The 20,785-nt window shown below is 72.7% G+C and carries 17 protein-coding genes; 8 read left to right on the top strand and 9 right to left on the bottom strand.

What is annotated here, in order from left to right:
• Window positions 1-3 precede the first annotated feature (3 nt).
• From ACFYWX_RS12535 to ACFYWX_RS12525, 3 genes are all read right to left on the bottom strand, one after another.
• On the bottom strand, window positions 4-873 hold the full coding sequence (locus tag ACFYWX_RS12535) for a DUF5707 domain-containing protein (RefSeq protein ID WP_389423942.1): 870 nt from the start codon (window positions 871-873) through the stop codon (window positions 4-6).
• Between the two features lie 207 nt (window positions 874-1,080).
• Window positions 1,081-4,209, bottom strand: coding sequence for a sacsin N-terminal ATP-binding-like domain-containing protein (locus tag ACFYWX_RS12530; RefSeq protein ID WP_389423941.1), 3,129 nt, complete (start codon window positions 4,207-4,209; stop codon window positions 1,081-1,083).
• Between the two features lie 553 nt (window positions 4,210-4,762).
• On the bottom strand, window positions 4,763-5,689 hold the full coding sequence (locus tag ACFYWX_RS12525) for a DUF3027 domain-containing protein (protein WP_389423940.1): 927 nt from the start codon (window positions 5,687-5,689) through the stop codon (window positions 4,763-4,765).
• Window positions 5,690-6,206: 517 nt separating this feature from the next.
• Here ACFYWX_RS12525 and ACFYWX_RS12520 point away from each other — a divergent pair.
• From ACFYWX_RS12520 to ACFYWX_RS12505, 4 genes are all read left to right on the top strand, one after another.
• The gene (locus ACFYWX_RS12520; RefSeq protein ID WP_389423939.1) at window positions 6,207-7,640 is read left to right on the top strand and encodes an MFS transporter; all 1,434 of its coding nucleotides are present in this window, start codon (window positions 6,207-6,209) and stop codon (window positions 7,638-7,640) included.
• 61 nt (window positions 7,641-7,701) lie between these two features.
• Window positions 7,702-8,214, top strand: a complete 513-nt coding sequence (locus tag ACFYWX_RS12515; protein ID WP_389423938.1) for a DUF2771 domain-containing protein — start codon at window positions 7,702-7,704, stop codon at window positions 8,212-8,214.
• Window positions 8,215-8,240: 26 nt separating this feature from the next.
• Window positions 8,241-8,936, top strand: a complete 696-nt coding sequence (locus tag ACFYWX_RS12510; RefSeq protein ID WP_389424083.1) for a futalosine hydrolase — start codon at window positions 8,241-8,243, stop codon at window positions 8,934-8,936.
• A complete protein-coding gene (locus tag ACFYWX_RS12505) occupies window positions 8,926-9,774 on the top strand; it encodes a 1,4-dihydroxy-6-naphthoate synthase (RefSeq protein ID WP_389423937.1) in 849 nt (282 codons plus the stop codon). The genes ACFYWX_RS12510 and ACFYWX_RS12505 overlap by 11 nt, the downstream gene beginning before the upstream one ends.
• A 5-nt stretch (window positions 9,775-9,779) precedes the next feature.
• Here the strand turns inward: ACFYWX_RS12505 and ACFYWX_RS12500 are convergent, their stop codons facing one another.
• Window positions 9,780-10,163 carry a cold-shock protein gene (locus tag ACFYWX_RS12500; protein WP_389423936.1) on the bottom strand — a complete coding sequence of 128 codons (384 nt, stop codon included), beginning with the start codon at window positions 10,161-10,163 and terminating at the stop codon, window positions 9,780-9,782.
• A 151-nt stretch (window positions 10,164-10,314) separates the two neighbouring features.
• On the opposite strand from ACFYWX_RS12500, the gene ACFYWX_RS12495 reads away from it, so the two are divergent.
• Window positions 10,315-10,566 (top strand): hypothetical protein, encoded by a 252-nt coding sequence (locus ACFYWX_RS12495; protein ID WP_389423935.1) that lies wholly within the window; start codon window positions 10,315-10,317, stop codon window positions 10,564-10,566.
• Here the strand turns inward: ACFYWX_RS12495 and ACFYWX_RS12490 are convergent.
• Together ACFYWX_RS12490 and ACFYWX_RS12485 are read right to left on the bottom strand one after the other, a co-directional pair.
• Window positions 10,542-11,186, bottom strand: a complete 645-nt coding sequence (locus ACFYWX_RS12490; RefSeq protein ID WP_389423934.1) for an HAD family hydrolase — start codon at window positions 11,184-11,186, stop codon at window positions 10,542-10,544. The two genes, ACFYWX_RS12495 and ACFYWX_RS12490, sit on opposite strands and share 25 nt — an antisense overlap.
• Before the next feature lie 17 nt (window positions 11,187-11,203).
• The gene (locus ACFYWX_RS12485) at window positions 11,204-12,211 is read right to left on the bottom strand and encodes a hypothetical protein (protein ID WP_389423933.1); all 1,008 of its coding nucleotides are present in this window, start codon (window positions 12,209-12,211) and stop codon (window positions 11,204-11,206) included.
• Between the two features lie 205 nt (window positions 12,212-12,416).
• Between ACFYWX_RS12485 and ACFYWX_RS12480 the strand changes: the two genes are divergently transcribed.
• Together ACFYWX_RS12480 and ACFYWX_RS12475 are read left to right on the top strand one after the other, a co-directional pair.
• Window positions 12,417-14,945 carry a helicase-associated domain-containing protein gene (locus tag ACFYWX_RS12480; RefSeq protein WP_389423932.1) on the top strand — a complete coding sequence of 843 codons (2,529 nt, stop codon included), beginning with the start codon at window positions 12,417-12,419 and terminating at the stop codon, window positions 14,943-14,945.
• Window positions 14,946-15,007: 62 nt separating this feature from the next.
• On the top strand, window positions 15,008-16,651 hold the full coding sequence (locus ACFYWX_RS12475) for a DNA repair helicase XPB (RefSeq protein WP_389423931.1): 1,644 nt from the start codon (window positions 15,008-15,010) through the stop codon (window positions 16,649-16,651).
• Window positions 16,652-16,660: 9 nt separating this feature from the next.
• On the opposite strand, the gene ACFYWX_RS12470 is transcribed toward ACFYWX_RS12475, so the two are convergent.
• A complete protein-coding gene (locus tag ACFYWX_RS12470) occupies window positions 16,661-16,846 on the bottom strand; it encodes a hypothetical protein (protein WP_389423930.1) in 186 nt (61 codons plus the stop codon).
• Window positions 16,847-17,290: 444 nt separating this feature from the next.
• On the opposite strand from ACFYWX_RS12470, the gene ACFYWX_RS12465 reads away from it, so the two are divergent.
• Window positions 17,291-19,255 carry a HelD family protein gene (locus ACFYWX_RS12465; protein WP_389424082.1) on the top strand — a complete coding sequence of 655 codons (1,965 nt, stop codon included), beginning with the start codon at window positions 17,291-17,293 and terminating at the stop codon, window positions 19,253-19,255.
• Here the strand turns inward: ACFYWX_RS12465 and ACFYWX_RS12460 are convergent.
• Both ACFYWX_RS12460 and ACFYWX_RS12455 read right to left on the bottom strand, forming a co-directional pair.
• Entirely contained in the window at window positions 19,218-19,946 is a 729-nt protein-coding gene (locus tag ACFYWX_RS12460; RefSeq protein WP_389423929.1) for a copper homeostasis protein CutC, read from the bottom strand. The two genes, ACFYWX_RS12465 and ACFYWX_RS12460, sit on opposite strands and share 38 nt — an antisense overlap.
• 123 nt (window positions 19,947-20,069) lie before the next feature.
• On the bottom strand, window positions 20,070-20,741 hold the full coding sequence (locus ACFYWX_RS12455) for a maleylpyruvate isomerase family mycothiol-dependent enzyme (RefSeq protein WP_389423928.1): 672 nt from the start codon (window positions 20,739-20,741) through the stop codon (window positions 20,070-20,072).
• Between the last annotated feature and the right edge of the window lie 44 nt (window positions 20,742-20,785).

Here is a 20,785-nt window from a genome sequence, read left to right as displayed (position 1 = left end):
GTCCTACTGCACGTCGACGAAGTCACCCGCGGTGGTGATCGCCGGGGTCGTCGAGGTGCCCGCGAAGCTGTAGCGGAAATAGCCGTCGGTGGACGCCTTGACGGTGGTGCTCAGGTTGCCCGTCGAGTTCGTCTTGATGGTCTTCAGCGTGGTGTAGGTGTTGGTGCCCTTCTTGCGGAACTGGAGCTTGACCGGCTGGCCGGTGTAGCCGTGGTACTTGAAGTCCTCCCAGTTGGCGCGGGCGAGCTTGCCCGTGACCGTGATGGTCTTGCCCTTCTTCACGGGCTCCGGCGCGGCGTTGACCGTCAGGGTCGAGTTGCGCTGCACCCGGTGGGTGGCCTGGTAGTCGTTCCAGTAGACGTTGGTCCCGTCACCGGCGAGCACACCCGTCGTGACGTGCCAGGTACCGGCCAGCAGGTTGGCGTACAGGTCGTAGCCCGGGGTGGCGGTGATGCTGAGCTTGCAGGTCGACGTGGTCGCGCTGGACGCGGTGCAGTCGGCGGCCTCCGCGTCGGACACCAGCGCGCCGTCGTACTCGCCCTCCCCGGGGCCCTCGCCGTGCCACAGGTCGATGTAGGCGTCGGCTATGCCGCTCGGGTGGCTCGCGGTCACGGAGACCGTGAAGGTCTTGGCGTAGGTGGTGCCGACGACGATGTTCTTGCCGCCGTTGATGGTCACCTTGGACACCTTGGGCAGCTCGTCGGGCCGCACCCCGCTCACCGAGGACTTGCCCGGCGACACACCCCAGCGCTCGGCGGCGGTCGGCTTGGACACGCCCGCGTCGCCCTGCGGGTCGGCCTGCGCGGCCGGCACGGCGAGGGCGGAGAGAGCCAGAGCGCCCGAGACGGCGGCGACGGTGGCACGAATGCGCATGTTCCCCCCACTGAAGAGGGGCCCCGACGGCCGTCGTTCGCACGACTCGTGATCACGTCGGGGCCCGAATGATCGCGGAGTCCATTGACTCCGACTGATCAGATGCACAGCGGGAATGAAAGGTTGTACAAGTCGTGAAGATTCAGTGGACGGAACTTTACGACCGTGCCGTGCCCGCCGGTGTGACCCCGCGGGCACGGCAGGTGGTCAGTCGAACCAGCGGTCCCGTGCCAACTCCCCCGTCCTGGACGGGTCCTCCAGCAGTGCCGCGACCTCGAAGCGGCGGGGCCACTGGCCGGCCGCCCAGGCGAGTCCGGCGGCGACGCCTTCCAGGGTCGACGCGTGCAGGACACCGTCGTTGGTCAGCCGCCAGTCGATCTCCACGCCGTCGACGACGAGTTCCTCGTGTTCGACGTACGAGGACGGGGTCCGCGGGCCCAGCAGCACCCGCACCGGCTCCGGTACGTCGTGCTCGGTGCCCTCGGAGTCGACCTCGCCGGTGACGGACTCGCTCAGCCGCCGCACCTGGAACAGCTCGGCCAACTCGGCGGCCCGCGACGGCCGTACGGGCAGCAGCGGCACGCCCGTGGTGAACGGCAGCAGGTCGGGCGAGTCGACGACCACGGCGTCGGCCGCGTCCACGACCTCCACGCGCCCGTCGACCACGGCCCGCAGCTCCTCCGGCAGGGTCACCTGCTCGGGGTCCAGCTCGGCCAGCGCACCGTAGAGGCCGTGCAGTTGGGCGGCGGTGACGGGACGCTCCGGGTCGGCGAGCCGTTCGAGCAGCTCGGCGGCGCCGCCGGGCTCGTCGAGCAACGCTGCCACGGAGGTGCGTACGCCCAGCGCCCGCAGCACCTGCTCGTCGTCGAAGCCGGTGGCGTCGGCCTCGTCGTACAGACCGCGCAGCAACGGGTCACCACCGGCCGCGAGAAGACCGGCGGGCCGACGGCCGTCGAGCACCGGGTGCCCGCGCAACCACCAGGCCGCGTAAGGCCGTACGACCTCATGCGTGCCGTCGGGGAGCAGGATGCGGACCGGCTGCGTGAGGGCGTCGCGCAGCGGCGGCTGGGCGAGCAGGGCGAGGGCCTGGGGCCAGCGGTCGTCGTCGACGAGGTCGAGGTCGCGCACGGCGACGAGTTCCGTCGCCACCGGCGGTACGGGTGTGTCCGGGAACCGGTCGAGGATGTCCTCGCACCACACGTCGACGGCGTCGAGGAGCCCCGCGTCGTCGGGCTCGGCGAAGTCGCCCTCCCGGGGCTCCAGTTCGTCCGGGTCGAGGACGACGTCCGTGGCGCGGACGAGGGCGAAGTCGGCGAGCACACCACAGGCGGCCAGCGGCTGTTCGCCCCACTTCTCGGCCAGCTCGGCGTCCACGGAGGCGAGTTCGTCCTCGCGGATGACCTGGGCGAAGGGGCTGCCGGGCAGGACGAGTTCGCCCGCCGGGGACAGCTCCCCGTCCTCGTCGGGCAGGGCGAGGGCGCCGAGCCAGGGCTCGTCACCGGGTTCGAGGCCCGCGTCCCGGACCAGGGCGAGAACGGTGTCCGCGAGCTCCTCGGCGTCCGGGGCGTCCTCCTCCCAGCTCACCCCGCCCTCGTCGTCGAGGGAGGCGGCGACGGCCGCGCGCACCTGCGGGGTGGTGAGGACGGCACGCGGGGTCGCGGGCAGGGCGCCGAGCTTCTCCAGGAGCGGATGGGCGGCGTCCGCGTGGGCGACCTTGAGGCCGAGCCGGGCGAGGACGTCCGAGTCGACACGGGCCGCCTCCGCGGTCGGCAGCAGGACCTGCCGGGGCCCGATGGTGGTCCGACGGTCGCCAAGCGGCACGGGCAGCCCGGACAGCCGGTCGGGGTCGACCCCCGCGAGGCTGTCGTAGAGCCGCCACCACCAGCCGGGCTCCTTCTCCAGACCCGCCAGCCGGTCGATCGCGTCGGTGAGCGGAACCCGGGCCACACCCAGTGTGCGCAGCTCCACCCGGCGTTCGAGCCCGGCGGGCAGAAGGGTGGGCAGCACCTCGGCGAGAACCCGCACGGTGTCGGCCCCGGCGCCCTCGACGACCTCGGCGTCCCTGGGCCGCAGCGACTCGGGCAGGTCGTCGCTGTCGTCCTTGCCCGGCTCGACGGCGGGCGGCAGGAAGGAGGTCCGCGGCAGCCGTTCGAGGATCGCCTGGCGCAGCGCGCCGTCCAGCTCGCCCTTCCCCAGCGGGCCGGGGACGAGGTCGATGATCCCGGCGGCCACCGGCCGCCAGTCGGCGAGGAGTTCGGCGTACGCGTCCGCCGCCCGCTGCACGAGGAAGTCGGTCAGCGGGCCGGGCGCGGCATGGCGACGGGTGGTGTCCAGCGGGAGGGACGCGATGAGCAGCGCGGGCACGCCGAGGGGCTCCTCGCTGGGGGTCGGGGCGTGCACGACGGGGCTGGTACGGGGCCGGGCCGGGCTGCCGTCGGAGTCGACGGGCACGGCCCAGGTGACGGACCAGTGGGGCCGCAGCCGCTCCTCGACGGGCCGGTCGGCAAGGAGCTCGGTCGTGAGCGCCCCGTGCGCGACGGCGGTACGCCAGTAGTTGATCCCGTCCCGCGAGTCGTCCACGACGGTGAAGGCGCCCTCGGTACGTCGGCTGAGGGTGCGGGGGCTGCCGTCGCCGATCTCGACGACGACCTCCTCGAGCCCGGGGAGGGCGAGGAGCAGGGCGTCGTCGACGGAGTTGAGAAGCCGTTCGGCGAGGTCGGCGGCCGCGGTGTCGCGCAGCGGGAGGATGACGACGGTGTCGTACGTCTCCGGGGCGCTTCCCTCGGCGGCGAAAGGCAGCCGCAGCAGCGGCACGTGCCCGTCGCGGCGCCGGATCTCGTCCCCCAGGCCCGGGCTGTGGCGGGCGGTGTCGGCGGCCAGCTCACGAGCCTCGGCGAGAGACCAGCGGATACCGCCGTGCCGCCCGATGACGGCGGGTTCGTCCGTCACCGCGAGAACGGCGGCGAACCCGACCCCGAAACGGCCGACCGCGCCCTCACCGGTGTTCCTCTTCGCCGAGGCACGCAGGGTGGCAAGCGACTCGACACCGGCCGCGTCGAGGGGAGCCCCGGTGTTGGCGGCGACGAGGACACCGTCCCGAAGGGTGAGCCGAAGCCGCCCCGGCACACCGGCCCTGGCCGCCGCATCAGCGGCATTCTGAGCAAGCTCCACGACGAGCCGGTCCCGATACCCCCCGAGGACAAGATCCTCCTCGGCATTGGCGTCCTCACGGAAACGCGCGGGGCTGGTGGCCCAGGCGTCCAACACACCGCGCCGCAGCCGCGCCGTCCCGAACGGATCGGCCCCCTCGGCCGCCGGCCGCACGAACTTGCTCACGTTCACTCTCCTCATCGGCGTGGGCTTGAAGGTACCGCGAGCCGAAGAGACGGCAAATCGAGAAGAGGCACGCCACCAGTGGAGGATTCGTGCCACCCCCCAAGCGGCGCCCGCAGGGGACGCGCCGGGCCCCATGGCCCAAGCCCTCCACTCACAAGCCCACCGCTTACGGGCCCACCGCTTACGAGCCCGGCGCGCCCCACCCCACCGACCCTCACCTCACCGACCCGCAGGCCGCCGAGCCGACCCGGCGTGCAGGCGAGGCGCGACCGCGCCCCCGAAGCCCCGGCCGGGAAGGCAGCCCGCCCAAGGGCCCGCCCACCTGGGCCACCCGCTCTTCCGGGCCGCTCGCTCGCTTCTACCCCGTGCTGGAGCGAGCCGAGTCAAGGGTCGGCCGGAGGCCGATCGGCGCAGCCGACGCGAAGCGCCCTTTACTCGGGTCGCGGAAGCACGACACTGGCCGGGAAGCGGGCGGCCCAGCCGTCACGCCCAACGCCCAACGCCCAACGCCCAACGCCCATCACAATCAGGCAACAACGCGAGAACGCAACGCCTACGAATGCCCCAGCTCCGCCGCATCCTCGTCGGCGACCGCCGGGACCGACCCCGAATCCGCCGCCGGTCGCAGCGGGAACGGGTCGACGCGGGTCTCGTCGATCACCGGCGGAGCCGGGCGCGGCGGCTTCGGCATGACCGCTGCCTCGGAGTGGCCGCCGCAGCCGTATGCCAGGGACACCACGCGACCGTCGGCCGGGGCGAACTCGTTCGCGCAGACGCCGAAGGCCTGGCTGAGTGAGCCTCCGACGGGGACGAGGAAGGCGCAGCTCGCGCAGGTGGCGGGCGCTGCCTGGGCCATCGGCGTCTGCGCGCCGAACGCCTCTTCCCAGCGATCGGCGGCGGTGTGCAGCCCGTACCGGGACAGGACGCGCGCGCGGCGCAGGCCGAGCTCCTCGGCCACCGCGGCGATCGAGCCCCGGGTGGGAGCCGTCGTGAGGTTCGCGGGCGGCCCCGCTGTGACCTCCGCGTCCTCGGCCTCCACCAGCTCCGCCATCTCGTCCGAGACGGCCGAGCTCGGCACGGGCTCGTCCTCACCGGAGTAGCCGGGCTCCAGGCGGAGATCCTCCGCGTCCGTGGGGAGGAGGTCGCCGGGGCCCATGTCGCCGGGGCGGAGGCGCTCGCTCCACGGCACCCACTCCGGTGCGAGCACGGCGTCGGGGCCGGGGAGCAGGACCACCTCGTCCAGCGTCACGATCTTGGCGCGCGAGGCGCGGGCCACCGTGGCCGCCCAGCGCCAGCCGCGATAGCCGAGCTCCTTGCACTCGAAGAAGTGCGTGACCACGCGATCGCCCTCGGACACCAGCCCCGCGTGCTCGCCGACGACGCCGGGCGCCGCGGCCTCCTCGGCGGCGGCGCGGGCGAGGTCGACGGCCTCGGCGCACAGGCGGTCGGGGGTGCGGCTTCGCGTTGTCGCTGCGCTCACAGGTATCGCTTCTCTCCTACGCCGTCTCTCGGTGCGCCGGCCTGAAGGCGGCGGGTGCGGACGGAGCGGACCAGGGGGCCGCGTCGACGTCCGCGCCCGATCGCGCTCGGGCACGCCTGCTGTCATCCATTCTGCGGGATGCCGGGGAGGCGCGCGGCCGAGAACAATCGCCACGGCGCGCTACGCACGCTACCTGTTCGCCGCCGTTCGGCCTACACCGACGGGCTTCTTCACCCCTCTTCGAAGATCCCCGTGCCGCTTCCCGCCACATTTGTACGCCGCTGCCTCCGCTGGACGCCGCTCCCTCCGCACAAAAATCACACCCGAACCACTCCCGAGTCACCCCCGCCCCGCCAAGAGCCCACCCAAGCCACCCCCGCGCCCGCCAAAAGCCCGCCCAAACCACCCCCGCCCCCGCCAAGAGCCACTCCCGCTCCACCCCCACCCCCCACGAAACCGCACCTCCATACGTGCGCCGAACGCACTACGCGCGCCCATCTCGGGGCACTATGACGGAGTGGCAGCCGCGAGAACACCCCAGGGCGCCACCGGAATCGGTGGGGACAAGGGGCACAAGGGGAGCAGCCGGGGCAACGGTTCGGGCCGGGTCGGTGGGACCGTCCGGGCGCTCGGGCGTGCCCTGCACTTCCCGGTGACCGGCACGGCCCGCGGTATCCGCAAGGCGACCCATGCGCACGGTGCCGGTGAGTCCGGCCTGGGCAAGCTGATCGAACTGCACGGAGTGAACGGCGCCGGCGATGTGATGATCACCGTCGCGCTCGCCTCGACCGTGTTCTTCTCCGTCCCCACCGACGAGGCGCGGGGGCGCGTGGCGCTCTACCTCGCGATCACCATGGCCCCGTTCACGATCCTCGCCCCGGTGATCGGCCCTCTCCTGGACCGTCTGCCGCACGGCCGCCGCGCGGCGATGGCGGGCGCCATGTTCGCCCGCGCCCTGCTCGCGCTGGTGCTGTCCGGCGCGGTCATCACCGGCAGCATCGAGATGTACCCGGCCGCGCTCGGCGTGCTCGTCGCGTCGAAGGCGTACGGCGTGGTGAGAAGCGCGGTCGTGCCACGCCTGCTGCCGCCCCGCTTCTCCCTGGTGAAGGCCAACTCGCGGGTCACCCTCGGTGGCCTCCTCGCCACCGGGATCGCGGCTCCCATCGGTGCCGGGCTTCAGGCGATCGGCCCGCGCTGGCCGCTCTACGGCGCCTTCGTGATCTTCATCGCGGGTACGTTCCTGTCGTTCTCCCTGCCGCCGAAGGTCGACTCGGCCAAGGGCGAGGACACCGCCCTGCTCGCGGCGGACGAGCAGCATCTGCACGGGCCGCACCGGCAGCCGGTCAAGCGCCCGGGCCTGCGGACGGTCGGCATCGCCGTCACCCACGCCCTGGGGGCCAACGCGGGCCTGCGCTGCCTGTCCGGCTTCCTGATCTTCTTCCTCGCCTTCCTGCTGCGCGAGCATCCGCTGAGCGGGCAGAGCGCGGCCGTGTCGCTGGGCATAGTGGCGGTGGCGGCGGGCACGGGCAACGCGCTCGGTACGGCGGTCGGGGCGTGGCTGCGGACCCGTACGCCGGAGATCATCATCGTGACGGTCGTGGCCGTGGTGCTGGGCGTCGCGCTGACCGCCGCGATCTTCTTCGGCGCGTTCCTGGTGGCGTGTCTGGCGGCGGTCGCCGGTTTCGCGCAGGCGCTCGCCAAGCTGTCCCTGGACGCGCTGATCCAGCGGGACGTGCCCGAGCAGGTGCGTACGTCGGCGTTCGCGCGCTCCGAGACGCTGCTGCAGGTGGCGTGGGTGCTCGGCGGCGCGATCGGCATCGCGATGCCGCTGAACGGCCCGCTGGGCCTGGCGGTGGGCGCCGGCATCGTGGCCACCGCGTGGCTGACGACCGTACGGGGGCTGCTGCGCTCGGCCCGGCTCGGTGGGGGGTCACGGACCCGCGTGGCGTAACACACTGCGATGCCGCACCCCACGTAGGGAGAGGGCTGGACGTGCCCGATAGCCTTCGGCCATGACCTCGATGCTCCGCGGCGCAGCCGCTCACGGGCACCGCGCCGTGCGACGCCGCCGCGCCGTCGCCGCCGCCGGCGCCGTTTCCGCCGGACTGCTCGTCCTGTCGGCCTGCGACCAGCCGACCCCGCAGTCCACGATCACCGTCGGCAGCTCCTCGGTCAGCGAGGAGGCCACCTGCGGTGGCCAGGGCGACGCCCTGAACGCCGCGGACCTGGCGAAGTGCCTCAAGGACTCCGACGTCAAGTCGATCTCGGTCGACCCGGACGAGACCGTGCGCATCGGTGTCGACCCCGATGTGGCGGAGAAGCGCTGGACGATCCTGTTGAACGGTCAGCAGCTGACCGAGGACAGCGACAAGACCTACCGCACGATCCCGGGCAGCGTCTTCTTCAACGCCCAGTACGGCGCCCAGGGCGACTCCACGCTGCTCTCCATCCGGGCGGGTGACGGCAAGAAGGAGAGCCAGGCGGTCACGGGTCTGTGGTCCTTCAAGCTCAAGAAGGACGACTGATCGCTGCCGCTGGGCTTCGCGTGCTGGTGGCCACCGCGGTTCCTGCGGAAAGGGACGCGGTGGCACAGGCCTTTGCGGGCGCCGGCCGTGAGGTGCGGCTGCCCGGCGTGACCGTGCACCGCGTCGGTGCGGGGTACGACCTGCTGGCCGCGGGCGTCGGCCCCGCCCTGGCCGCCGCTTCCACGGCCACCGCGCTCACCGCGGCGGCCCTCGACGGCGTTCCCTACGGCCTGGTCGTGTCCGCCGGGATCGCGGGGGGCTTCCCGTCCGACGCGCCGGTCGGCTCCCTCGTCGTCGCCGACGCGATCACGGCCGCCGACCTGGGCGCCGAGACCGCGGACGGCTTTGTTCCGGTGACGGAGCTGGGCTTCGGTACCGTCACCCACCGTCCACCGGATTCACTCGTACGGGAGACCGCGGCCGCCACCGGGGCGCGTACCGGCACCGTGCTGACCGTCTCGACGGTGACCGGGACCGCCGAACGGGCCGCCGCGCTGCGCGCCCGTCACCCCGCCGCCCTCGCCGAGGCCATGGAGGGCTTCGGGGTCGCCGAGGCCGCCACCGCGCACGGTGTGCCCGTGCTGGAGATCCGCGCGGTCTCCAATCCCGTCGGCCCGCGCGACCGCGCCGCCTGGCGCATCGGCGACGCGCTCACGGCCCTGACCGAAGCCTTCGGGAAGCTCACGCCCGTACTGGAAGGTTGGAAGTGGCATGACCAGTGAGCCCCTGCAGATCGCGTACTCCCCCTGCCCCAACGACACCTTCGTCTTCGACGCCCTCGCCCACGACCGCGTCCCCGGCGCTCCCGCCCTCGACGTGACCTTCGCGGACATCGACGTCACCAACGGCATGGCCGAGCGCGGCGAGTTCGACGTGCTGAAGGTGTCGTACGCCGTGCTGCCGTACGTCCTCGGCGAGTACGCGCTGCTGCCGTGCGGGGGCGCGCTGGGCCGGGGCTGCGGGCCGCTGGTGCTGACGCGGGAGGCGGACGTCGACCTCGCGGGCCGTACGGTCGCCGTGCCGAGCGAGCGGTCGACGGCGTACCTGCTGTTCCGTCTGTGGGCCGCGGACATCGTCCCGGACGGAGTCGGCGAGATCGTCGTGATGCCCTTCCACGAGATCATGCCCGCCGTGCGGGACGGAAAGGTCGACGCGGGCCTCGTCATCCACGAGGCGCGCTTCACCTACCAGAACTACGGGCTGCACAAGCTCGCGGACATGGGCGAGCACTGGGAGGGCACGACCGGGCTGCCGATCCCGCTCGGCGCGATCATCGCCAAGCGGTCGCTGGGGGCGGACGCCCTGAGGCTGCTCGCCGACTCGATTCGTACGTCAGTACGCGCGGCCTGGGACGACCCCGAGGTGTCCCGCCCGTACGTCATGGAGCACGCCCAGGAAATGGACCCGGCCGTCGCCGACCAGCACATCGGGCTGTACGTCAACGAGTTCACCGCCGACCTCGGCGAGGACGGCTACGCGGCGGTCAGGGGACTGCTGACACGCGCGGCGGCCGAGGGACTGTTGCCGCCCCTCGGCCCGAACGCACTCGACTTTCCGTAACCGGTCTACACGTCCAACTGGTCGGCGACCGCGCGCAGCAGGCCCGCGATCTTCTTGCCGGAGACCTTGTCGGGGTAGCGGCCCTTCTCGAGCATCGGCGTGATGTTCTCGAGAAGGGTGGTCAAGTCCTGCACGATGGAGGCCAGTTCGTCCGGCTTCTTGCGCTGTGCCGCAGCGACCGAGGGCGTCGGGTCGAGGATGACGACCGAAAGGGCCTGGTCGCCGCGCTGTCCGGCGACGACGCCGAACTCCACTCGCTGTCCCGGCTTGAGAACCTCGACTCCGGCGGGGAGGACCGAGGAATGGACGAAGACGTCACCGCCGTCGTCGCGGGAGAGGAAGCCGAAGCCCTTCTCGCTGTTGAACCACTTGACCTTGCCGGTGGGCACGTCTGTCCTCGTCCTCAAACTCGTCGGAAAACTGCTTATCAACGCACTGGGGCGGGTCGTCGGGACCCGCCGGTACCAAGGCTAATGGTCTGCGGGCGGGTGACAAGACGTCACCCGGTTGTTCCTTCGCGCAGGGAACTACCCTGGTCGAGTGCGTGACAAAACCCAAACGAATTCCGCCGCTCCCGGTGACCGATTGATCCGAGCCGGTGCCGTCGTGTTCTTCATCGGTACGGTGGCCACTCTCGTCACTGTGGCCCCGCTCCTCCTCGGTACGTCACCTTTTCCGACGTACATGTTCGGACTGAGCATGCTCATGGGCGTCGGGTTCCTGCTGGCCGGCGCCGGAGTGCTCCAGTCGATCGCGGCGGGCCGGCGTCAGGCGCGCGGCGCGTCGAGGTAGCCGGCGAGCCACTCGGGGAACGCGGTCAGGTCCGTGAGGACCACGTCGGCCCCCAGCGCGTGCAGTTCCTCGGCCCCGTACGGGCCGGTCGCCACGGTGACCGAGAGGGCACCGGCCGCGCGGGCGCCGCGCACGTCGCCCTCGTGGTCGCCGACGTAGACGCCCGCGCCGTGCTCGCGCAGCGCCTGCGCCTTCTGCTCGGCCCACAGGTCGCCGACCACCACGTCCGGTGCGATGCCCAGGTGCTCCAGGTGGAGCTTGGCGTTGGGCTCGTACTTGGCGGTGACGACGATCGCCCGGCCCCCCGCCGCCCGCACGGCGGCTATCGCCTCCCTCGCGCCCGGCAGCGCGGGTGTCGCGGCGATGGCGACGCCCGGGTACATCGCGCGGTAGAGGTCCGCGGTGGTCTCCACCTGCTCGGCCGGGAACCAGTTGCCCAGTTCCTGCGCGAGCGGCGGCCCGAGCCGCGTGACGGCGAGGTCGGCGTCGATGTACGTCCCGGTGCGCTCGGCCAGCGCGGTGAGGCAGGCGTGGATTCCGGGCCTGGAGTCGATGAGGGTCATGTCGAGGTCGAAGCCGACGGTCAGCGCGGGTGAGCTCGTGGAGGCCATATGGGCCATTGTGCCGAGGCGCTCCGCTACCTCTGCCGCTGGGACCGCCACACCAGGAACAGCGCCGACGCGACGGCCGCTCCGCGCACCACCCACGGCCAGGTCTGGGCGACCGCCTCGTTCATGTGCCCCTCGGCGATGGGGGTGCCCCAGCGGCCGTCGGTCCGCCCCCACAGCCAGACGAGCCCGGCGGTGACCGCGAGGCCCGGCAGGCCCATCACCGCCCACTTCGCCTCCGCGGGGGTCAGCCGGCGGGAGGCGTAGGCGATGAGCCAACCGAGGATGAGCACGAACCAGTTGCCGAGCACCGCGCCGGCGACGAGACAGGCCGCGGCGAGCAGGAGAAGGGGGTTGCTCCAACCGCCGGACCGCAGCCGGGGAAACCGGCGCCGCACGACGACCGCCTCCTCGACCACCTCGGGAACCTCGGCGTCCTGCTCCACGGCGGCCTTCGCCGCGGCCTCCTTGGACGGCTCCTTCGGCTCCTTCGCCTCCTTCGGCGGCGGGGGCTTGAGCAGATCGGGAATCTCCACTCCGCCGACGAACCCGGGCACCTCGTCGCCGAGACCGAAGGGGTTGCCACCGTCGGACTGCCACCAGTCCGGCCGGCTCGCCCCGTCCCCCCACTCCTGCGCGCTCGCGAGATGCGGCGGGGACGGGCCGTCGGACGCCGGGCGGCTCGGCGGGGCGGGACGCGGACGGGGCCGCGGTACGACCCGCCGGATGCCCTTCGGCCGCTCCTCCCGCGTCTCCCCGTCACGCTGTACGGGCACGGAGGGGGCCGGCGCCTGCGGGACGCTCTCCGCTCCACCGGCCGCGGCGGTGACGACGTCGTCGGGGCTGCCGAGGCGGTCGACGATGCGGCGGACGGCCGCGGGGCTGTCCACGGTGGCCTTGGAACGGCGCCGGTCGATCTCGTTGCGCAACTCCGAGACGAGCCGCATCCGCGCGGCCGACGGCAACTGCCGCTGCTGAGCCACGTCCCCGACGCGACTCAGATACTCGAAGACGACCTGGTCACTCTCGATCCCCACGAAGCCCCTCCGGGGCGGGTGCGTTGGATTACCCGTGGGGACGAAGGTAGCGCAGGTCAGCATCTCTCAGCCTGTCCGGCGTTTGAGGACGAGGCCGTTCAGGCCGAAGCGGGGGTCTGGGGGCGCCGCCCCCAGGGACGCCGCCCCGGACGGAGCCGCACGCACTCGGCCCAACCGCCGGAGGCAACCCGCTAACGTTGACCGGATGAGCAGCCCGGCTACACCGCCCCGCTCCCTCGCGGAAGCGCTCCGCAGGGACGACGTCTCCCTGGCCGCCCTCCTGCGCGCCCGCCCCGACCTCATCACCCCCGTCCCCACCGACCTCACGCAGCTCGCCACCCGCGCCGGCACCCGCGCCTCCGTCGTCCGCGCCCTGGAACGCCTGGACCGCTTCGCCCTGCAGACCGCGGAGGCCCTGGCCGTGGCCCCGGACCCGGCGACGTACGACGAACTGCTCGGTCTGATGGCCGGTGACGACCGCGACCCGGCCGTCACCGCCGCGCTGCCCTCCGCCCTGGCGACCCTGCGCGTGCAGGCCCTGGTCTGGGGCGGCGACGACCGCCTCCGTCTCGTCCGCACCGCCCGTGAGCTGCTCGCTCCCTCTCCCCAGCACCCCTCTCCGACCGGCCTTGGCCCGACGGTGCAGGAGGCGACCGCGGGCATGTCACCGGGCCGGATCCAGGAGATCGTCGCCACCGCCGGGCTGCCCTCCACGCACGACGCCGTCTCCGCCGTGGCCTCGCTCACCGCCCTGTTCACCGACCGGGCGCGCATGGCCGCGCTGCTCGCCGACGTCCCCGAGGAGGCGCGGGAGGTCCTGTCCCGGCTGGTGTGGGGCCCGCCGTACGGCCAGGTCACCCACGACCCGGCCCCCCACCTGCGCCGGCTCCTGGATCGCGGCCTGCTGGTGCCGACGGCGCCGGGGACGGTCGTACTCCCCCGCGAGGTGGCGCTGCACCTGCGGGCCGGCCGCGCCCACGTCGAACCCGAGCCCCTTCCTCCCTCGGTGGAATCGGCGGTGGCGCACCGTCCGCAGATGGTGGACGCGACGGCGGCCGGGCAGGCGTACACGGCGCTGGCGACCATGGAGGAGCTGCTGAAGGACTGGGACGAGGGCGGGCCCGCGGTGCTGCGGGCGGGCGGGCTCAGCGTGCGCGACCTGAAGCGGACCGCGGTCGCCCTCGACGTGTCGGAGCCGATCGCCGCCTTCTGGGTCGAGCTGGCGTACGCGGCCGGGCTGCTTGCCTCGGACGGGGAGGCCGACGAGCGGTACGCGGCGACACCGGCGTACGACGAGTGGCTGGAGCAGCCCGCGGCGCAGCGCTGGGCGCGGCTGGCCGAGGCGTGGCTGACGGCGACCCGTACGTCCGGGCTGGTCGGCGGCCGGGACGCGAAGGACCGGGCCCTGTCGGCGCTGGGCCCCGGGCTGGACCGCTCGGCCGCGCCCGAGGTCCGACACCGCGTTCTGACCCTGCTGTCGGCCCTCCCCGAGGGCGCTGCCCCGGCCGCCGAGTCGGTCCTGGCCCGCCTCCGCTGGGAACGCCCCCTGCGCGGCCCGCAACAGGAGGACGACCTGCGCAGCCGCCTCGCCCGGTGGACCCTGTCCGAGGCGGAGCTGCTGGGCGTGACCGGCCGCGGCGCCCTGTCGGCGCACGGGCGGGCCCTGCTGGGCGTACCGGCTTCCGGCGCCGGCTCACCGGAGACGGAACCCACCGGCCCCGGCGACAAGCTCCCCGTCCACCACCACCGCCCCGCGCCCCCGGACTTCCTCTCCCCCGCCGAGCAGGCCGTGGCCTCGGCGGCCGCAGCCCGGCTGCTCGCCCCGCTCCTGCCCGAGCCGCTCGACCACGTCCTGCTCCAGGCCGACCTGACCGCGGTGGCCCCGGGCCCGCTGCGACGCCCGCTGGCCGACATGCTGGGTGTCCTCGCGGACGTCGAGTCGAAGGGCGGGGCGACGGTGTACCGCTTCACGCCCGCCTCGGTACGCCGTGCCCTGGACGCCGGCCGGAGCGCCTCCGACCTGCACGCCTTCCTCTCCGCGCACTCCCGCACCCCGGTGCCGCAGCCGCTGGCGTACCTCATCGACGACGTGGCGCGCAGGCACGGCCATCTCCGGGTGGGCGCGGCCTCGGCGTACGTGCGCTGCGACGACGACGCCGTGCTGAACGAGATCCTCGCCGACAAGCGCGCCGCCGCTCTGCGTCTGCGCCGGCTCGCCCCCACCGTCCTGGCGGCCCAGGCCGATCCCGCGACTCTCCTCGACGGCCTGCGCACGATGGGCTTCGCGCCCGCCGCCGAGTCCGCGGAGGGCGACGTCCTGATCACCCGCGCGCACGCCCACCGCACCCCGCCCCGCACGGCTCCCGAGCCGGTCCCGGACGGCCCGCCGGTTCCCGACGCCACCCTGCTCGCGGCCGCGATCCGCGCGATCCGCGCCGGCGACCTCGCCTCGACCACCCCGCGCAAGCCCACCTCCGCCGACCCGATGCCGGCCAGAGGCGGACTCCCCCGCACCAGCTCGGCCGAGACCCTCGCCACCATGCAGGCCGCCGTCCTCACCGGCGACTCCCTCTGGGTCGGCTACGTCAACGCCGAGGGCACCGCCAGCCAACGCGTCATCGCCCCCGTCCGCGTCGAGGGCGGCTTCGTGACGGCGTACGACCACACCGCGGACGAGGTCCGCACGTACCCGCTGCACCGGATCACGGGGGTGGCGGAGCTCGCGGACGACTGACGGTGATCGTTCGCCGATGAGGCAGACTGGACGTTTGACCGTTGGGAAAGGGTGTGCCGCGCGTGAACGGACCGCTGATCGTCCAGTCCGACAAGACCCTGCTGCTGGAAGTCGACCATGAGCGGGCCGACGACTGCCGTCGCGTCATCGCGCCGTTCGCGGAGCTGGAGCGGGCGCCGGAGCACATTCACACGTACCGGGTGACGCCGCTGGGGCTGTGGAACGCGCGGGCGGCGGGGCATGACGCCGAGCAGGTCGTGGACGCTCTGGTGGAGTACAGCCGGTATCCGGTGCCGCACGCGCTGCTCGTCGACATCGCCGAGACGATGGACCGGTACGGCCGGCTGACGCTGAGCAAGCATCCGGCGCACGGGCTGGTGCTGACGACCACCGACCGGCCGGTGCTGGAGGAGATCCTGCGGTCGAAGCGGGTCGCTCCGCTGGTCGGCGCCCGGATCGACCCGGACACGGTCGCCGTGCACCCCTCCGAGCGCGGGCAGATCAAGCAGACGCTGCTGAAGCTGGGCTGGCCCGCCGAGGACCTCGCCGGGTACGTCGACGGCGAGGCGCACGCGATCGAGCTGGCGGAGGACGGGTGGGCGCTCAGGCCGTACCAGAAGCAGGCCGTGGAGAACTTCTGGCACGGCGGTAGTGGGGTCGTCGTCCTGCCCTGCGGGGCCGGCAAGACGCTCGTCGGCGCCGGGTCGATGGCGCAGGCGAAGTCGACCACGCTCATCCTCGTCACCAACACCGTCTCGGCCCGGCAGTGGAAGCACGAGCTCGTGAAGCGGACGTCGCTCACCGAGGACGAGATCGGCGAGTACAGCGGGACGCGGAAGGAGATCCGGCCCGTCACCATCGCCACGTACCAGGTGCTGACGACGAAGCGGAAGGGGGTCTATCCCCACCTGGAGCTTTTCGACTCGCGGGACTGGGGGCTCATCGTCTACGACGAGGTGCATCTGCTGCCCGCGCCCGTCTTCAAGTTCACCGCCGATCTCCAGGCGCGGCGGCGGCTGGGCCTGACGGCCACCCTCGTCCGTGAGGACGGACGCGAGTCGGACGTGTTCTCGCTCATCGGGCCGAAGCGGTTCGACGCGCCGTGGAAGGAGATCGAGGCGCAGGGGTACATCGCGCCCGCCGACTGCGTGGAGGTACGGGTCAACCTGACCGACTCCGAGCGGCTCGCGTACGCGACCGCCGAGACGGAGGAGAAGTACCGCTTCTGTGCGACGACCGCGACGAAGCGGAAGGTGACGGAGGCGATCGTGCGGAAGTTCGCCGGGCAGCAGATCCTCGTCATCGGGCAGTACATCGACCAGCTGGACGAGCTGGGTGAGCATCTGAACGCACCCGTGATCAAGGGCGAGACGTCGAACGCCCAGCGGGAGAAGCTGTTCGACGCCTTCCGGGAGGGCGAGATCAGCGTGCTGGTGGTGTCGAAGGTGGCGAACTTCTCGATCGACCTGCCGGAGGCGACGGTCGCCGTCCAGGTGTCGGGGACGTTCGGGTCACGGCAGGAGGAGGCGCAGCGTCTGGGGCGGGTGCTGCGGCCCAAGGCCGACGGGCACCAGGCCCACTTCTACTCGGTCGTGGCACGGGACACCATCGACCAGGACTTCGCGGCGCACCGCCAGCGCTTCCTGGCGGAGCAGGGGTACGCGTACCGGATCGTGGACGCGGACGAGATCCTCAACGGGGGGTGACCCCGGGGGTCACCTGCGGCGGACGCCGGCTTCCTCGCCGTACTCCCCGAGGATGACCACGTCGAAGGCGGCGCCCGCGAACACCTTCACGGCGCGCAGGGCGTCGCCGAGGCGGTGGTGGTGGCTGCCGGTGAGGGGGCTGGCGCCGGACGGGCGGCCCGGTGCGGTGGCTGGGGTGAAGGTCGCTGCACTCATGTCTCCATGGTGGGTTTTCGGACATAAGAACGGCATCGGTCTCCGGGCCGAAAGTCCGTCGTCGCCGCGTAGTACTTCCGAGGGAGCCGTTCCCCCGGGGGATGAGGGTGGGACCCCTAGGGGATGAGGCGCCCCGCACAGAAAATCCGGTGCGGGAAAAACCGGTGCGGAAAACCGGTGCGAAGAAACGGTGCGAAGATCCGGTGCGAAGAACCGGTGCGGAAAAAACCGTTGGTTTCTCGGTCCCCCGCTCACCTACAATCTCCGCTCTTGCCCGCCTCCCTCACGGAGTGCAGCCGTCCGGACGGAAACCGGTCGGCATCCCGTAGCGCCTGTCCCGTAGGTCCTTCCGGAGGCACCCCCTTGTCCACGCGCCTGTCCGTCGACGATCCCCTCTCCCGTGAGCGCTCCCACCTCGCCGCCTCCCGTGCCGCCCTGCGGGCCATGCGGGAGGACGTCGAGGCGCTCGACATCAGCGACGTCACCGCGAACTGGGTGAACGCCCAGATCCTGGAGCGCCAGATCCAGGAGCGCATCAAGGCGCTGGCCGACCTCAGCCACACCCCGCTGTTCTTCGGCCGGCTCGACTACCTGCACGCTCCCGGCGCGGACCAGGCGGAGGGCGCCGAAGGGGAGCGCTTCTACATCGGGCGTCGGCATGTGCACGACGGCGGGGGCGACCCGATGGTCATCGACTGGCGCGCGCCGGTCTCGCAGCCGTTCTACCGGGCCTCGAAGAAGGACCCGATGGACGTCTCCCTGCGCCGCCGCTTCGGCTACACGGCCGGCGACCTCACGGCGTACGAGGACGAGCACCTCTCCGACCCGGCCGAGGTGGCGACGACCAGCAAGCTGCTCCAGCAGGAGATCGAGCGGCCGCGTGTGGGTCCGATGCGGGACATCGTGGCGACGATCCAGCCGGAGCAGGACGAGATCGTGCGCGCCGGGCTCTCCGGCAGCGTCTGCGTCCAGGGAGGTCCCGGCACCGGGAAGACCGCCGTCGGCCTGCACCGTGTCGCCTACCTCCTCTACGCCCACCGCGAGCGGCTCGCCCGCACCGGCACCCTCGTCATCGGGCCGAACCGGTCCTTCCTGCACTACATCGAGCAAGTGCTGCCCGCCCTGGGTGAGTTGGCGGTCAAGCAGGCCACCGTCGACGACCTGGTGGCCCACGTGGAGGTGCGGGGCACGGACGACGCGGCGGCCGCGATCGTGAAGGGCGACGCGAGGATGGCCGAGGTGCTGCGCAGGGCCGTCTACGCGCAGGTGACCATGCCCACCGAGCCGGTCGTCGTCGTGCGCGGATCGAGACGGTGGCGGGTTCCGGCGTACGAACTCGAGGACGTCGTCCGTGAGTTGCTGGACCGGGACATCCGCTACGGCGCCGCCCGCGACGCCCTGCCGCAGCGCATCGCGCACGCCGTGCTGGTGCAGATGGAGCGGTCCGGGGAGGCGCCGGACGACCGGGTGCAGGACGCCGTGGCCCGCAACAGCGCGGTGAAGGCGGCCGTGAAGGCGGTCTGGCCGGCCGTCGATCCGGCGAAGCTGGTGCTGCGGCTGCTGACGGACGCGGAGTTCCTCGCCGAGCACGCGGAGGGGATCCTCACCGAGGACGAGCAGAAGACGGTCCTGTGGGCGAAGCCGGTGCGGTCGGTGAAGTCCGCCAAGTGGTCGGCCGCCGACGCGGTGTTGATCGACGAGGCGACGGACGTCGTCGAGCGCACGCACTCGCTGGGACATGTGGTCCTGGACGAGGCGCAGGACCTCTCCCCCATGCAGTACCGGGCCGTCGGCCGCCGCTGCACCACCGGCTCCGCGACCGTCCTGGGCGACCTGGCGCAGGGCACCACCCCGTGGGCGACCCGGAGTTGGGACGAGGCGCTGTCCCACCTGGGCAAGTCCGACGCGGTGATCGAGGAGCTGACGGCCGGTTTCCGTGTGCCGACGGACGTCATCACGTACGCCTCCCGGCTGCTCCCGGACATCGCGCCCGGACTGGCCCCGGTCGCCTCGGTGCGTGAGAACCCGGGCTTCTTCGACCTGCGGCCGGCCTCCGGGGAAGGCGAAGTCATCGCCGCCTGCGAGGAGTTGCTGCGCAACGAGGGCTCTACGGGCCTGATCGCGGCCGACGCCCGCGTCCCGGCACTCGCCGAGACACTCACGGCGGCCGGGATCCCGTACCTCTCCCCCGGCGAGGAGACCACCCGGGAGACCCGCCTGACCCTCGTCCCGGCGTCACTGGCCAAGGGTCTGGAGTACGACTACGTGGTCCTCGACGAGCCCCAGGCGGTCGTCGACGGCGAGCCGGACGAACGGACGGGCCTGCGGCGCCTGTACGTGGCCCTGACCCGAGCGGTGTCGGGCCTGATCGTCACCCACGCGGCTCCGCTCCCTCCCCAGCTCGCCTAGTGTCCACGTCCAGCACCCTCCGCCACTGAGCCACCGCCGCCGCGGAGACCGGTCCCGCCCAGCCGCCCGGGCGGGCCGCGCCGCCGATGTGAAAGGCGTCGACGCCGGCGGCGAGGAGGGGCGGGACGTGGTCGAGGCGTAGGCCGCCGCCCACCAGGATGCGCTGCTCATAGCCGGGCTCCCCGCGCCGTGCCGCCTCCGCGAGGAGCGTGGGGAGGCCGTCGTCGACGCCGGTGGCCGAGCCGGCGGTGAGGTAGGCGTCGAGGCCGGGGAGCCCGTCCAGTTGTTTGCGGAGCGCGTCGCGGTCGGCGGACCGGTCGATCGCCCGGTGGAAGGTCCAGGGGCATCCGTCCAGCACGTCGACGACCCGCTCCACCGCGTCCAGGTCGACCCCGCCGTCCGCGTCGAGGAACCCGAGCACGAACTCGTCGGCCCCGGCGTCCCGCACCTCACGCGCGACCCGGACGAGCCGTTCGACGTCCCCCGCCGCGAACCCGTCCGCGAGCCGCAGCATCACACGCGGTGGGATGTCGACGGCGGCGCGGATGCCGGCCACGGTCCGCGGCGACGGGGTGAGTCCGTCGGCCGCCATGTCGGTGACCAGTTCTAGGCGGTCCGCGCCTCCGGCCTGGGCGGCGACCGCGTCCTCGACGTCGAGGGCGATCACCTCCAGGACTGCACGCTTGCTCATGGGACCCCATTCGTCTTCGTCGGGATTCGTCTTCGTCGGGCAAACCTGGCCCTACAGGTCTAGTCCAATTCTGTCCAAGACTACGCCTACGAACCCGGCCCCCCGAGAAGACGTGCGGTTCCCTCAGAAGATGTTCAGCTCCCCCTCCTCCGCCCCCGCCAGCTCGTACGACGCCCCCGCCACGGAACGCCCCGCGTACAGCCGTACGAGCGTGGCGGCCTCGCCGATGAACCGTGCCGGAGTCCGGTCCCCGGCAACGCCGCCCAGCCGCAACGGCTCGTCCACGTCGTCGAGGTCGGCCTGGAGCGGCACGTGCCCCTTCACCCGGGTGGCCCGGGCCAGCAGGGCCAGCGCCTCCGGCAGCCCCGCACCCCCGTACGCCCCCGGCTCACCGAACGCCTCCCGTACGTCACCGGCGTGCACCCACTCCCCCAGCGCGATCATGTCCAGCACCCCGTCCGCCTTGGCGATCACGGGCCCCGCCTCGGTCATCCCACGCTCCAGCTCGTCCACGACCCGCGCGTTCGACCACTCGGCCCGCTCGGCGATGTCCCGGTCGTTGGCCTCGGGCGAGAACACCCCCTTCTCGAACCGGCTCTCCACCACCCGCGTCAGCACGGCCGAACAGTGCGCCAGCACATCCCGCACGCTCCAGCCGGGACACCCGGCGACCGGCAGGTCGAAGTCCGCCTCGGACCGCGCCCGCAGCAGCGGTACGAGGAGGTCCCGCTCGGTCACCAGGAGCCGTCCGGGCAGCTCGGGGTCGCGTACGTCGTGCACCTCAGTCGTCGTCATGGGCCCAAGCTAGGGCGCGCCGGATGGGCACGCGGGAGAATGGG

It is taken from the genome of Streptomyces sp. NPDC002888 (assembly GCF_042888465.1).
Classification (GTDB): Bacteria; Actinomycetota; Actinomycetes; order Streptomycetales; family Streptomycetaceae; genus Streptomyces.
This window is presented reverse-complemented; position numbering and strand designations above follow the sequence as displayed.